The sequence below is a fragment of the Streptomyces monticola genome, assembly GCF_042665355.1.
Classification (GTDB): Bacteria; Actinomycetota; Actinomycetes; order Streptomycetales; family Streptomycetaceae; genus Streptomyces; species Streptomyces monticola.
Map to the genome: position 1 here is coordinate 157,723 of NZ_JBHTCF010000008.1, position 14,125 is coordinate 171,847.

The following is a 14,125-nucleotide window of genomic DNA, read 5'->3' on the forward strand; positions in this document are numbered from 1 at the left end:
CCTGGCTCCCGGCCGACTGCCCGGCTCACCGGCGCACGGCCTCAGGCAGTGCCGGACGCGCCGCCTCCCTCGCCTTCGTCGCTCTCGTCGTTCTTCGCGGGCACCCCGCCATCACTGCCGCGGCTCATCGAGAACAGTGCGAGTGCGGCGAGCGGCAGGAGCAGAAGGGCGGCGAACAGGTTCAGCCAGCCATAGCCGGCCTGCGCGACCACAAGGCCCGCCGCGATGCCGCCGATCCCGGCCGCGGTGTTCATCGTCAGGTCCGACAGGCCCTGCGCCGCGGCCCGGGCCGGGCCCGGTATGGAGTCCGTGAGCAGCGCGGACCCGGAGACGAGCCCCGCCGACCAGCCGAGGCCGAGGACGAAGAGCCCCGCGGCCGTCTGCGCGTGGTGCGGACCCGCCGTACCCGCCAGCAGCGCGGCCAAGCCCAGAAGCCCGACGGACAGGCCGATGACGGAGAGCCTGCCGAGCCGGTCGGACAGTCGGCCCATCACCGGCGAGAAGGCGTACATGCCCGCGATGTGGCCGCTGATGACCAGACCGATCAGATCGATGCTCGCTCCGTGGTGGCCGAGGTCGACCGGCGTCATCGACATGATCGAGACCATCGCGGTGTGCGAGACGGCCACCGTGGCGAGTGCGAGCCGGGCGCGCGGCGACGCCGCCACCGCGGCGAGACCGGCACGCAGCGAGCGCCCTTCGGGGGACTGATCGGCGGCCGGAGCGAGCGCACGCGCGGTCAGCAGCGGGTCGGGCCGCAGCAGCACCGAGACCAGGGCGGCCGAGATCACGAAGACACCGGCGGCCCACAGGAACGGTCCGGCGGCCTCGGGGATGCCGAGCCCTGAGACGCTACGGCCCGCGGGTGCCGCGATGTTGGGCCCGAGGACTGCGCCGATCGTCGTGGCCCAGACGACGTTCGAGATCGCGCGGGCGCGGTGTTTCGGCTCGGCCAGATCGGCGGCGGCGAACCGGGCCTGCAGATTCGCGGACGAGGCGGCGCCGAAGGCGGCCATTCCGGCCAGGAGCAGCGGGAAGCTGCCGATCGCCGCGGCGAGGACGACGACCCCGGCCCCCAACGCGCCGATCAAATACGCCAGTACGAGTCCGGGCCGGCGTCCGCGCGCCGTCATCAGCGCGGCCAGCGGCATCGACAGAAGGGCCGTCCCGGCAACCGTCGCGGTCGGCGCGAGACCGGACAGTGCCTCGGTGCCGCTCACCTGCTGTGCGAGGACGGCGGCGAGGGCAATGCCCGTGGCGACCCCGAGTCCGCCCAGGATCTGACTGGCGATGAGCACCGCCGAGGTGCGCCTTCTGAGCCGGGGCAGCTGTGCGGGCTCGACGGATATGAGAGGGCGTTCGGTCGCGGTCACCGCGCGGGCGCCTTGTCGGAGGATGAGGTCACCGGCGCAGTGTGCCAGCAGCCACACCCTCGTGAACACGTCATTTCACGGCTCCGACGTCACGGCCCCGACTTCAGGATCCCGGCCAAGTTCCCCGGATCCGCTCAGAACAGCGGCTCCGGAAGCACCCCCTCCAGTGCCAGCAGCCGGCGCTTCGTCTCCAGGCCGCCGCCGAATCCGCCGATCCCGCCGTCGCTTTCGACCACGCGGTGGCAGGGCACGACGACCGGCAGCGGGTTGGCCCCCATGGCCATGCCGACGGCCTGGGCCGCGCCGGGCTGCCCGACGCGGCTTGCCAGGTCGCCGTAGCCGACCACCGAGCCGTACGGCACGCCCGTGGCCAGTTCGCGCAGCACCGCGCGGTTGAAGCCCGAGATCAGGGTCCAGTCCAGGTCGAGCGTGAACTCGTGCAGTTCGCCCGCGAAGTAGGCCGCGAGCTGGCGTATCGGCTCGGCCAGGCGCGGGGATCCGGGCGCCTCGGCGGGCTCTCCGCCGAAGCGGTCGGCGAGCCGCGCCACGGCCTTGTCGCGCACCGTCGCATCGGCGTGGAAGGCGACCTTGACCAGGCCCTGGCCGGTCGCGGCCAGGAGCAGCGGGCCGATGTCGCTGCCGACAACGGTCCACTCGACATCGAAGGGCCGGCCGGCGGTCTGCGGATCACGGTTCGTGTTCACGCAGACCACCGTACGGCCGGGCACTGACAACCGGCCCGGCTTCGCCCAAGAGGGCGTGAGCTCGGACTCAGTCGTCGTCGCCCACCGCGTCCCGCACCACATCGGGAGTGTTCGTGATGATGCCGTCCACCCCGAAGCCGGCGACGCGCTGGGCGGCGGCCGCGGTGTTCACGGTCCAGGTGAAGATCTCGAGCGGCTTGCCGTGCGCGCCCTTCAGCGCGTGGATCGCCTTGACGTAGTCGGCCGAGATCGTCGTGTGGCTGGAGTTGACCTGGTCCGCGAACTCCGCGTACTTGGGCAGATCCGCGACGGCGGGCGTACCCAGGAAGCCGATCTTTATGTCGGGCCGCATGGCGTGCACGGCCTTCACGCTGTCGGCGCTGAAGCTCTGCACGACGAGCTTGCTCTTGACGTGGCTCTTGTCCAGCCAGCCCTCCTGCCGCAGGACGCGCAGGGTGTCCAGCTCTATGCCGGGGTAGAGCTCCGGCTTCTTGATCTCCAGGACGAGCTTCTGGTGGTTGTGCGACACCCGGTTCATGTACTGCTTGAGCGTCGGCACGCGCGCGCCGGCGTACTTCGCGTCAAACCAGCTGCCGGCGTCCAGCTTGGCTATCTCCGCGGAGGTGAAGTCCGCCACCTTCCACGGCGCGCGGTCGGGGAAGACCTCCTCGACGTTCGTCGTCCGCTTCAGGTTGTCGTCGTGCACGATGACGAGCTCGCCGTCCTTGGTGCGCTGCACGTCGTTCTCGACCCAACGGAAGCCCATGTCGCGGGCCTTGTCTATGGCCGCGAGAGTGTTCTCGGGCGCGTAGGCCGAGGCGCCGCGGTGCGCCACCACCAGTGGTCTGTCGGTCTCGGTGGTGGCCTGGGCGAGTGAGGCGGCGTTCTGGGGTGCGGCCGCCTGGGCCGTGGCGGCGGGGAGGAAGAGCGCGCCGACTCCCAGGAGCGCTGCGGTGGTTGCTGCGGCAGGGCGTGCGTACACGTGAAACTCCTCAGGTCGAGAGGTCGCGGACCGGTTCGAGGGTTACAGCCGTGGACCAACGGAAAACAGGCGCAGGATGGCCACGGGTTGAACGGAGTTGCCCCGAAGCCGCCCGAACACGCCCATCACGCCTGATTCTTTGCCGAAAAATCGCTCGTACGTTCCTCGGTGCGCTCTAATCTCTGCTCAACCACATCCACTGCGGCGGTGGTTGCACGGGGGCTCGGAGAGCATTGCTGGAATCTCAAGGCGGAAGGGCTACCGCGCATGCAGGGGACGATCGACGGATTCAGTTACGGGCTTGTCACGCCCGTGGTCGCGTACCTCATGGCCTGTCTCGGCGGTGCGCTCGGTCTGCGCTGCACGACCAGGTCGCTGCTTGTCGCCAACTCCTGGCGGCCCGGCTGGCTCGCCCTGGGGTCGGCCGCCATCGGCTCCGGCATCTGGACGATGCACTTCATCGCGATGATGGGCTTCAAGGTGAAGGAGGCGCCGATCCGCTACGACGCCCCGACCACCTTCGCCAGCCTGGGCGTCGCCATCGTCATGGTGGGCATCGGCATCTTCATCGTCGGCTACCGCGGCGCGACCGTCATGGCGCTGTTCACCGGAGGCACCATCACGGGCCTGGGTGTCGCCTCCATGCACTATCTGGGAATGGCCGGAATGCGTCTTCGCGGGACGCTCAAGTACGACACGTTCACCGTTTCCGTCTCCGTGGTGATCGCCATGGTCGCGGCGACCGCCGCTCTCTGGGCGGCGGTCCAGGTCAGGGGATTCCTGTGGAGCCTGGGTGCGAGCCTTGTCATGGGCCTCGCGGTGAGCGGCATGCACTACATGGGCATGTCCGCCATGAAGGTGCATCTGCACGGCGCGGTCAGCAGGCCGCCCGGTGACTCACCGGCGGAACTGCTCGCGCCGATGATGATCGGCCCGCTCGCCTTCCTGCTCCTGGCCGGAGTGGTCGTGATGTTCGACCCGCTGATGGTGATGGGCAAGCCCGACTGGCAGCGCGAGCAGCGCGTCGCGCGCCCGGGCGCCGTCAGCGGCAGCCCCCTGGGGCAGCACGTCGGCACCCCGGTACCGCGAGGCGTCAGTTCCCGCGGCCGGCTGCCCCGGCAGCGCCGAGGCACCGCCCCCGCACCACCGCGCGGCCCCCGCTCCCGCCAGGGCCGGTGACCAGGCCGCTGAGCCCTCGGCGGCCAGGTCGCGGAGCCCTCCGGCCAGGTCGCTGAGCGCCGGGTGACCAGGCCGCTGAGCCTCGTGGCAGGGGATTCCGCAGCCGGTTGTCAGTGGGGGGTCGTACGGTGGATTCCATGCGGCCCGTATCCAAGATCGAACGCACGGTGGCACCTTTCGAGGTCGTCAGCCCGTACCAGCCAAGCGGCGACCAGCCGACCGCCATCGCCGACCTCGACCGGCGTATCCGCGCAGGTGAGAAGGATGTCGTCCTGCTCGGCGCGACCGGCACCGGCAAGTCGGCCACCACCGCGTGGATGATCGAGAAGCTGCAGCGCCCCACCCTCGTCATGGCGCCGAACAAAACCCTCGCGGCCCAGCTGGCGAACGAATTCCGCGAGCTCCTGCCGAACAACGCGGTCGAGTACTTCGTCTCGTACTACGACTACTACCAGCCCGAGGCATACGTCCCGCAGTCGGACACCTACATCGAAAAAGACTCCTCGATCAACGAGGAAGTGGAGCGCCTGCGCCACTCCGCGACCAATTCCCTGCTCACCCGCCGTGACGTCGTGGTGGTCGCCTCCGTCTCGTGCATCTACGGCCTCGGTACGCCGCAGGAGTACGTCGACCGCATGGTGCAGCTCAAGGTCGGCGACGAGATCGACCGCGACCAGCTCCTGCGCCGCTTCGTCGACATCCAGTACACGCGCAATGACCTGGCGTTCACCCGCGGCACCTTCCGCGTCCGCGGTGACACCATCGAGATCTTCCCGGTATATGAGGAACTCGCCGTCCGTATCGAGATGTTCGGCGACGAGATCGAGGCCCTCTCCACCCTGCACCCGCTCACCGGCGAGGTGATCAGCGACGACGAGCAGCTGTACGTCTTCCCGGCCACCCACTACGTCGCGGGCCCGGAGCGCATGGAGAAGGCGATCAACGGCATCGAGAAGGAGCTCGACGAGCGCCTGGCCGAGCTGGAGAAGCAGGGCAAGATGCTGGAGGCCCAGCGCCTGCGCATGCGCACCACGTACGACCTGGAGATGCTCCGCCAGATCGGCTCCTGCTCCGGCATCGAGAACTACTCGATGCATTTCGACGACCGCGACCCCGGCACGCCCCCGCACACCCTCCTCGACTACTTCCCGGACGACTTCCTGCTCGTCCTCGACGAGTCGCATGTCACCGTGCCGCAGATCGGCGCCATGTACGAAGGCGACGCCTCCCGTAAGCGCACCCTCGTCGACCACGGTTTCCGGCTGCCCTCCGCTCTCGACAACCGCCCTCTCAGGTGGGAGGAGTTCCAGGAGCGCATCGGCCAGACCGTGTATCTGTCGGCGACCCCGGGCGCGTATGAACTCTCCCGCGGCGACGGGCACGTGGAGCAGATCATCCGCCCCACCGGCCTGGTCGACCCGGAGGTCGTGGTCAAGCCCACCGAGGGACAGATCGACGACCTGGTGCACGAAATCCGCACCCGCGCGGAGAAGGACGAGCGCGTCCTCGTCACCACCCTCACCAAGAAGATGGCCGAGGACCTGACCGACTACTTCCTCGAACTGGGCATCCAGGTCCGCTACTTGCACAGCGACGTCGACACCCTGCGCCGCGTCGAGCTCCTGCGCGAACTGCGCGCCGGTGAGTACGACGTCCTGGTCGGCATCAACCTCCTGCGCGAGGGACTCGACCTGCCCGAGGTGTCCCTGGTCGCCATCCTCGACGCCGACAAGGAGGGCTTCCTGCGCTCGGGCACCTCCCTGATCCAGACCATCGGCCGCGCGGCGCGCAATGTCTCCGGCCAGGTCCATATGTACGCGGACAAGATCACCCCGGCGATGGAGAAAGCCATCGACGAGACCAACAGGCGCCGGGAGAAGCAGATCGCGTACAACAAGGAGCGGGGTATCGACCCGCAGCCGCTCCGCAAGAAGATCAACGACATCGTGGCGACCATCGCGCGCGAAGAGGTCGACACGGAGGAGCTGCTCGGCTCCGGATACCGCAAGAGCAAGGACGGCAAGAGCGCCAAGGCTCCGGTGCCCGCGCTCGGCTCGGCGAAGGCCGGCGCAGGCACGGCGGCCAAGGGCGGCAAGTCCGCCAAGGGCAAGGCCGAGCAGACGCCCACCGACCGCCCCGCCGCCGAACTGGCCGAGCAGATCGAGGAGATGACGGAGCGCATGCGCGCCGCGGCCGCCGACCTGCAGTTCGAGATCGCCGCCAGGCTGCGTGACGAGGTCTCCGAAATGAAGAAGGAACTGCGGCAGATGAGGGAGGCGGGGCTGGCCTGACACAAGGGCCGGAAGCACGGTGCGGACGGCCGGTTCCAGGGCCCGGCCGCCCGCCCGTGACGCAGATGCGGGCGCACCCCGGAAGTGTGTTGCAAGAACGCCACAAATCGCGGACCAGGGTGCGGTGGGGTCACGACCACTGCGTAGGGTGCTGGGCAACCGCAAACACAGGCGGTTGTGGGGATTGCTCGAGAGGGGACTGCGCGTGACGGTCAACATGACCAAGGGTCAGGCCATCAGCCTGCAGAAGAACGACGGGGGCACCCTGACCGCGGTGCGCATGGGGCTCGGCTGGCAGGCGGCACAGCGCCGCGGCCTCTTCGGTTCCCGGACCAAGGAGATCGACCTCGACGCCTCGGCGGTGCTCTTCGCCGACAAGCAGCCGGTGGACGTGGTGTTCTTCCGCCACCTGGTCAGCGACGACGGCTCGGTCCGGCACACCGGTGACAATCTGGTCGGCGGCGTCGGCCAGGGCGGCGACGACGAGGCGATCCTCGTCGACCTGCAGCGCGTACCGGTCCACATCGACCAGATCGTCTTCACGGTGAACTCCTTCACCGGCCAGACCTTCCAGGAAGTGCAGAACGCGTTCTGCCGCATCGTCGACGAGACCAACGGCCAGGAGATGGCCCGCTACACCCTCGACGGCGGCGGCCAGTACACCGCCCAGATCATGGCCAAGGTGCACCGCGTGGGCGCCGGCTGGTCGATGACGGCCCTGGGCACCCCGGCCAACGGCCGTACGTTCCAGGACCTGATGCCCTCGGTCCTGCCGCACCTGTAAGCCGCGAGCCGCCGCTGCGGGACGCCGGTCTTGTCAGTCGTTCTGTGAGCGCCGGCCACACCTGAAAAGAAGTGACGAGGGGGACGAAGGCGATGACGGCCGAACTGGTCAGGGGGCAGAACCACGTTCTGCCGCAGACCCGGCTCGAGATCAGGGTGTCGGCCGGCAAGCCGATCGTGGCGGGAGCGACGCTCAGCGACGAGCAGGGCAAGGTGCGCGGCACCGACTGGGTGGCCCACCCCGGCTCGCACCAGCTGCCCGGCCTCGAGGTCTCCAAGCAGGCCGCCGCCGACCATCGCCTCGCTGTGGACCTCGGCGCCCTGCCGGAGGGCGTCGAGCGGGTCAATGTGCTGCTCGCGCTGCCCGTCGGCGTCGGCGGCCCGGTCAGGTTCGGCGCCCTGGCCGCGCCCTTCGTCGCGGTCACCGGCCTGGACGGCTCCGAGGTCGCCAGCTACACGATCACCGACCTCGACGCCGAGTCCGCCGTCGTCGCACTCGAGCTCTACCGCAGGCAGGACCTCTGGAAGGTACGCGCGGTGGGCCAGGGCTACGCGGGCGGCCTCGCGGAGATGCTCACCGACCAGGGCCTGCCCGGCGCCCAGGAGATCGCCACCGAGATCCTCGACGCCGTGGCCGGCGGCATGGCGCGTTCCGTGGCCGCACCGCCGCCCCGCACAGCGGAGGGCGACCGCGTCCGCCGCACCGCGAACGCCACCGGCCCCGGCCACCCGGCGGACGGCCAGAATCCGCCGCCCGGCACCGCCCCGCAGAGCCGGCCCGAGCAGACCGCGCACCCCCGTCCCGAGCACCCCCAGCCAGGGCACCCCCACCCCGAGCACCCCGGCGGCGTACCGCACCCCGCCCCGGCCACCGGCGGCCCCGTCGACTACACCCACCCCGCCCGTCGCCCCACCCCGCCTCCCGCCCCCGCGACGACCGCCCCGCCCGTGCCGCCGCAGCAGCCCGCCCAAGCCGCACAGCCGGGTCAGCCCGCGCAGCCCATCGCGGGCGACGCGACCGGCTGGTCCATGGAGGAGCGGCTCTACAACCAGGTGTGGGGGATGTTCGAGGACCTGGCCCGCACCGCGGCGGCGTACCGCAGCGCAGTCGACTTCGCCGAGTCCCGTATGGAGCAGGAGCTCGACAAGGTTCTGTCCGATCCGCGCAGCCGTATCGGCGGCCAGGGCGACGCCGCCCGCGAAGAGGCCCGCACCAAGCACACCAAGCTGGTCGAGCAGGCCAGGGCGGCCCTTGAGCGTGATCTGGCCCAGCTCGCCGCCGAGTCGGATGTGGTCGAGCCCGCGCTGCCGCCGTCCTTCGCCGCCTGGGACAACCCGGTCTGGCACGCCTACCGCGTCCCGATGGAGATCCCCATGGCCCTGCGCCTCGGCGATCTGCATCTGCCCGAGCGGACCGATCTGCGGATCCCGCTGCTGGTCAGGCTGCCGCTCGAGCGCGGTCTGTGGATCGACAGCGGGCGCACGGCGTCCTCTGCGACCGCGTCACTCGCCGACAGCGACGAGATGCGCCGCCTCGCGATGGACACCGCGGTGGCACACGCCGCCCGGCTCCTCGCCGTATACCCGCCGGGCGATTTCGCCGTGCATGTCATCGACCCCGCGGGTGCCGCCGCACCGTCCCTGGCGCCGCTCAAGGAGGCCGGCGTGCTCGCCGGGCCGCCCGCCGCAGGCGCCGCCGCGGTCTCCGAGACGCTGGCGAAGCTGACCCAGCGGGTCGATCTGGTGCAGATGGCGGTGCGCGCGGGAGCGGCCGATTCGCTGCCGCCCGATCTGGACACCGCCGAGCAGCTGCTGATCGTCAGTGACTTCCCGCACGGTTTCGACGACCGCGCGGTGACCCAGCTGCGCTATATCGCGGACGAGGGGCCGTCCGTCGGCGTCCACCTGATGATGGTCGCCGACCGTGAGGACGCCGCGGAGTTCGGCCCGGTCCTCGACCCGCTGTGGCGCGCGCTGCTTCGGCTCACCCCGGTCCCGGACGACCACCTCGCCGATCCGTGGGTGGGCCACGCGTGGACCTATGAACCGGCGCTCACGCCGCCCGGCAGCGAGGTGCTGCAGCAGGTGCTCGGGCAGGTCGCGGACGCCCGCAGGGCCTGGGGCCGCTGACCTCCCCGGAGGGCCCGCCTCACGGGCGGGGAAGGACCTTTTGCTGAAGTCTCCTGAGCAAAAGCCTCTTGACCTGGGCTTTTGGTATGTGCTTTACCTCACCCTTTACCTTTCCTTGGTGTTTCAAGTACTGTTCTTTACGCGGAGGGGAGTACTCCTGACTGCGGCGTTCCCGTCAATACGGACCTGGCCAGGTCCCGGGGCGTCGGCCCGCTAAGCGCCGTTCACGTGCGCCTCGGGTGGAAGAGACCTCCGGCAGCGACGACGCTGGAATTGTGCCGTTACGTACTGCCGGAGGCGCAGTGGATGTTTCCCTGACCCTGTGGGTCTTGACGATCGTGGGCCTGACCGCCCTGATCGCAGTCGACTTCTTCATCGGGCGCAAGCCCCATGACGTATCCATCAAGGAAGCCGGGATCTGGACGATCGTCTGGATCGTTCTGGCGGCCTTGTTCGGCCTCGGGCTGTTGCTCTGGGGCGGCGGCCAGCCCGCCGGTGAGTTCTTCGCGGGCTACATCACAGAGAAGTCGTTGAGCGTCGACAACCTCTTCGTCTTCGTTCTGATCATGGCCAAGTTCGCGGTGCCCACGCAGTACCAGCAGCGGGTGCTGCTCGTCGGCGTGGTGATCGCCCTCGTACTGCGCACGATCTTCATCGCCGCCGGCGCCGCGATCATCGCGAGCTTCTCGTGGATCTTCTACATCTTCGGTGCCTTCCTGATCTGGACCGCCTGGAAGCTGATCCAGGAGGCCAGGGCCGAGGAGGACGACGAGGACTGGGAGGAGAACAAGCTGCTCAAGGCGGCCGAGAAGCGCTTCGGCGTGGCCGACCGCTACCACGGCACCAAGCTGTGGATCGAGCAGAACGGCAAGAAGGTCATGACGCCGATGCTGGTCGTCATGCTGGCGATCGGCACCACCGACATCCTCTTCGCCCTGGACTCCATCCCCGCGATCTTCGGCCTGACCCAGGACCCGTACATCGTCTTCACCGCCAACGCCTTCGCTCTGATGGGCCTGCGGCAGCTGTACTTCCTCATCGGCGGCCTGCTCAAGAAGCTGGTCCACCTGAGCTACGGCCTGTCGGTCATCCTCGGCTTCATCGGTGTGAAGCTGGTGCTGCACGCCTTGCACGAGAGCGGCGTGCACGTCCCGGAGATCTCCATTCCGTTCTCTCTGGGTGTCATCTGCGCGGTGCTGATCATCACGACGATCACCAGCCTGATCGCCTCCAAGAAGCAGAACGAGGCGGCGGCCGCGGCCGGTGCGACCGGCGGGGACGACGCCGGGGAGACCGGCAAGGGCAGCGAGAGCGGCTCGCCCGACGGGACGGGCAAGACTGCCGAGAGCAGCGCCGCACAGCGCAGCAAGAACGACATAGAGGCCTGACGGCCCCGGCCTGCCCGGCCACCGAACAACCGGCAGCCCGCCCGCACCCGCACACAGGGGGTGTAGGCGGGCTGTCGACGTCCTGTCGACGGCGCCTGGGAGCGTCGGCGCCATGACGTACGAAGCCCAGCAGCTGCCCATCCGTTTCATCGAGGTCACCGGGGTCCGGCGGATCACCCCGCGCATGGCCCGGATCACCTTCGGCGGCGCCGACCTCGCCGACTTCCGCATCGCCGGGCCCGATCAGCAGGTCAAGCTCTACTTCCCCAAGCCGGGCCAGGCCCGGCCCCGCCTCCCTGAGCGCGGGGGCGACGGCACCGGCGACACCGACGGCGCTCACGGCGATCTGATCCGCTGGTACGAGGCGTACACCGCCCTGCCCGAAGCCGAACGCCCCTGGATGCGCAGCTACACCGTGCGCGCCCACCATCCTCAGGAAGCCGCCGTCGACATCGACTTCGTGCTGCACGGCGACAGCGCGCAGGACGCCGCGAGTGCGGACGGCCCGGCCACCCGCTGGGCCGCCGCAGCTCAACCCGGCGATGTACTCGGCATGTTCGGCCCCTCGGCCTACTTCACCAAGCCGGTTCCGCTCGGCACCACCGACTGGACGCTGCTGGCCGGAGACGAGTCGGCGCTCCCGGCCCTCGGCACGATCATCGAAGCCCTGCCCGAAGGCGCACGCGCGACGGCGTACGTCGAGATCGCCGACGCGGACGAGGAGCAGGCGTTCACGACGGAGGGCGACGTGACCGTGCACTGGCTGCACCGTGCCGCCGGTCCGGCGGGACACGGCAGTCTCCTGCTCGACGCCGTACGCGCCGCCGAGTTCCCCGCCGGATCGGTGTACGCCTGGCTGGCGGGGGAGTCAGGGGCGGTGCGCGGGCTGCGCCGGCACCTGGTGGACGAGCGCGGTATCGACAAGTCGGCCATCGACTTCGCCGGTTACTGGCGCCGTCGGCTCACCCGGGACGACGCCCCCACCGCCGAGGACCTCGCCGACGCACAGGAACTCCTGGGACGCGAGGCCTGAGTCCGGGGCCCTCACCCCGTTCACACCAGGGCGGCGGCCTCCCGCACCGGCAGGCCGCCGCCCTGCGCGTACGCACGCTCGTACTCCGCCGTGCCGAGAGCCGCGCGCAGCTCGGCCTCCGTGACCGCCCGCAGCTCCGCGGGGTCAGGGAACGGGCGGAAGCCGAAACTCCCGCTCACCGCGTGCCGGTCGTACGCGCCGAGGAGCCGCGCCCCGTCCGCGCACGCACCGAGCCGCGCCTTGGCCCGGGCGGCGGTGAGGAACTGGTCGACGACGAGCCACGGTGCGACCAGATGCGCGAAGGTCTCAAGGTGTCGCACCGCGTCCTTGACGTGCCCGGCGGCCCGCTCGAACTCGCCGTCCCGGCAGTCGAGCCAGCCGCGTAGCCCGGCGAGAATGCCGACGAACAGCGCGGGCGCAGCGCCCGCGTGGTTCCGAGCACGCGGTAGTCCACAGTCACCCGCCCATTGTCCAGGCACCGACCGGCCACGGTCCCCGCGAAACCGCCGGGCGGCGCCCCACTCCGGGAGTGCGGTCAGCGGCCGTCACCGGAAGGCGGACGCCCCCCCCAGGAACGCCGAAGGCGGCACTACGCGCGCGTGCCGCATCGGCACAACAACGCACGCGTGCAGCAATGGCGCTACGGGCGCGCGTGCAGCAGCGGCACAACGCGCGCGTGCAGCAAGGTCGTTGGCGTGCGGGAAGAGCAGCCAGGACTTGGCGTGGCCGCGGCGCCTCCGCCGCGGCCCGCCCCTACCAGCCGCGCTCGCGCCACTCCGCGAGGTGCGGGCGCTCGGTGCCGACCGAGGTGTCGTTGCCGTGGCCCGGGTACACCCACGTCTCGTCCGGCAGCTGCCCGAAGATCTTCGTCTCGACGTCGTCGACGAGGCTCGCGAACGCCTTCGGGTCGCCCCAGGTGTTGCCCACGCCGCCGGGGAACAGGCAGTCACCGGTGAAGACGTGCGGGTGGCCGTGCGGGTCGTCGTAGACCAGGGCGATGGAGCCCGGGGTGTGGCCCACGAGGTGGCGGGCGGTCAGCTCCACGCGGCCCACCTGGATCGTGTCCCCGTCCTCGACGAGGACGTCGGTGGACACGGGGATGCCCTCCGCGTCGTACCGCCCCGCATAAGTGCGGGCGCCGGTGGCGTCCACGACCTCGGCCAGGGCACCCCAGTGGTCCCCGTGCTGGTGCGTGGTGACCACGGACGCGAGACCGCTCTCACCGACGAGGTTGAGCAAGGTGTCCGGCTCCGCGGCCGCGTCGATGAGGAGCTGCTCGCCGGTGGCCCGGCAGCGCAGCAGATACGCGTTGTTGTTCATGGGGCCGACGGCGACCTTGGAGATCATCAGGTCCGCGAGTTCATGGACATCCGCGGGTCCGCCGACCTTCACCACTCCGCTGTACGTCATGGATTCACCCTACAGAGCGGGCAGTACGGGCAGGAGCCCGCCGTCGCATTCAAGGCCGCCGCCCTCGCGGCGGCCCGCGAGCCAGCCCAGAAGCGCGGGCGCGGGGCCGATGACCGAGACCGGTTCGCCGTCCGTGCGGCCGGTGCTCCACTGCCCGCCGTCCGTCGAGGTGATCAGGATCCGGGGGACGGCCGCGTGGCCGGCGAACCGGTCCGCGAGGAAGGAGATCTCGCGGCGGGTGAAGTCCGCCGGCAGGTCTTCGAGCTCGTAGCCGATATTGAGGTCCACGTGATGCAGCTCGACCTCGATGAGACGGCGGAAGGGCAGCCGGGAGGCGCTGTCCGTGACGCCGTTGCGCAGCTCCACGGTGCGCGACCAGTCGGTGACCGCGGCGGCCGCCTCCTGGAACCGCTCCGCGCTCTCGCGTACGTCGGCAAGCTGCTCGGCCGGCGGGCGGGGCGCGTCGCGCTCGATGTCGCCGTCGCGGGCCTCGGCGCTGACGTACATCGGCCGCCCGGCGAGCACGTTGACGAGGGCGTCGGCGTTGCGGGCGAGATGGGCGAGGACATGGCCGCGGCTCCAGCCGGGCAGGCGTGACGCCTCGCCGGTTGCCGCGTTGTCCAGTTTGGCCGCTGCGGTGAGCAGTCGGTCCGTCGCTTCACGTACTGAGACCAGGTCGCGCACATGATCATTCATGGGCCCGACGATAGTCCTGCCACTCAATCGGGTGAAGGTGCCGGACCGCCCCCTTAAATCGAATGCGCGTGCTATAGGCTCGGTCGAGGCATCCTTGGCCGTCGGAATTCGAAGCGGTGCCGAGCAGTTTCAATCAGTGCAGTCCATGCAGTCCAT

Annotated in this window: 12 protein-coding genes; 6 read left to right on the top strand and 6 right to left on the bottom strand. The window is 70.1% G+C overall.

Annotated elements, in window-relative coordinates; all coding sequences use genetic code 11:
• Positions 1-41 precede the first annotated feature (41 nt).
• The 3 genes from ACFQVC_RS20340 to ACFQVC_RS20350 form a co-directional block, all read right to left on the bottom strand.
• The gene (locus ACFQVC_RS20340; protein ID WP_381831958.1) at positions 42-1,373 is read right to left on the bottom strand and encodes an MFS transporter; all 1,332 of its coding nucleotides are present in this window, start codon (positions 1,371-1,373) and stop codon (positions 42-44) included.
• Between the two features lie 134 nt (positions 1,374-1,507).
• Entirely contained in the window at positions 1,508-2,077 is a 570-nt protein-coding gene (locus tag ACFQVC_RS20345; RefSeq protein WP_381831960.1) for a methylated-DNA--[protein]-cysteine S-methyltransferase, read from the bottom strand.
• Positions 2,078-2,144: 67 nt separating this feature from the next.
• Complete coding sequence (locus ACFQVC_RS20350; RefSeq protein ID WP_381831962.1) at positions 2,145-3,059, bottom strand: glycerophosphodiester phosphodiesterase; 915 nt, start codon at positions 3,057-3,059, stop codon at positions 2,145-2,147.
• Between the two features lie 267 nt (positions 3,060-3,326).
• Between ACFQVC_RS20350 and ACFQVC_RS20355 the strand changes: the two genes are divergently transcribed.
• The 6 genes from ACFQVC_RS20355 (at position 3,327) to ACFQVC_RS20380 (ending at position 11,863) form a co-directional block, all read left to right on the top strand.
• Positions 3,327-4,238: an MHYT domain-containing protein gene (locus ACFQVC_RS20355; protein ID WP_381831964.1), complete on the top strand. Its 912-nt coding sequence runs from the start codon at positions 3,327-3,329 to the stop codon at positions 4,236-4,238.
• 137 nt (positions 4,239-4,375) lie between these two features.
• The gene (gene uvrB, locus ACFQVC_RS20360; RefSeq protein ID WP_381831966.1) at positions 4,376-6,529 is read left to right on the top strand and encodes an excinuclease ABC subunit UvrB; all 2,154 of its coding nucleotides are present in this window, start codon (positions 4,376-4,378) and stop codon (positions 6,527-6,529) included.
• A gap of 205 nt (positions 6,530-6,734) precedes the next feature.
• Complete coding sequence (locus ACFQVC_RS20365; RefSeq protein ID WP_381831967.1) at positions 6,735-7,313, top strand: TerD family protein; 579 nt, start codon at positions 6,735-6,737, stop codon at positions 7,311-7,313.
• Between the two features lie 92 nt (positions 7,314-7,405).
• Entirely contained in the window at positions 7,406-9,442 is a 2,037-nt protein-coding gene (locus ACFQVC_RS20370) for a TerD family protein (RefSeq protein ID WP_381831968.1), read from the top strand.
• Positions 9,443-9,744: 302 nt separating this feature from the next.
• Positions 9,745-10,830: a TerC family protein gene (locus ACFQVC_RS20375; RefSeq protein WP_417851985.1), complete on the top strand. Its 1,086-nt coding sequence runs from the start codon at positions 9,745-9,747 to the stop codon at positions 10,828-10,830.
• 112 nt (positions 10,831-10,942) lie between these two features.
• Positions 10,943-11,863, top strand: a complete 921-nt coding sequence (locus tag ACFQVC_RS20380) for a siderophore-interacting protein (protein ID WP_381831970.1) — start codon at positions 10,943-10,945, stop codon at positions 11,861-11,863.
• A gap of 20 nt (positions 11,864-11,883) precedes the next feature.
• Here the strand turns inward: ACFQVC_RS20380 and ACFQVC_RS20385 are convergent, their stop codons facing one another.
• The 3 genes from ACFQVC_RS20385 to ACFQVC_RS20395 all read right to left on the bottom strand — a co-directional run bounded on the left by ACFQVC_RS20385 (position 11,884) and on the right by ACFQVC_RS20395 (position 13,969).
• The gene (locus ACFQVC_RS20385; protein WP_381831972.1) at positions 11,884-12,342 is read right to left on the bottom strand and encodes a hypothetical protein; all 459 of its coding nucleotides are present in this window, start codon (positions 12,340-12,342) and stop codon (positions 11,884-11,886) included.
• Positions 12,343-12,616: 274 nt separating this feature from the next.
• Positions 12,617-13,273 carry an MBL fold metallo-hydrolase gene (locus ACFQVC_RS20390; protein WP_381831974.1) on the bottom strand — a complete coding sequence of 219 codons (657 nt, stop codon included), beginning with the start codon at positions 13,271-13,273 and terminating at the stop codon, positions 12,617-12,619.
• A gap of 9 nt (positions 13,274-13,282) precedes the next feature.
• On the bottom strand, positions 13,283-13,969 hold the full coding sequence (locus ACFQVC_RS20395; protein ID WP_381831976.1) for a maleylpyruvate isomerase family mycothiol-dependent enzyme: 687 nt from the start codon (positions 13,967-13,969) through the stop codon (positions 13,283-13,285).
• Positions 13,970-14,125: the final 156 nt, after the last annotated feature.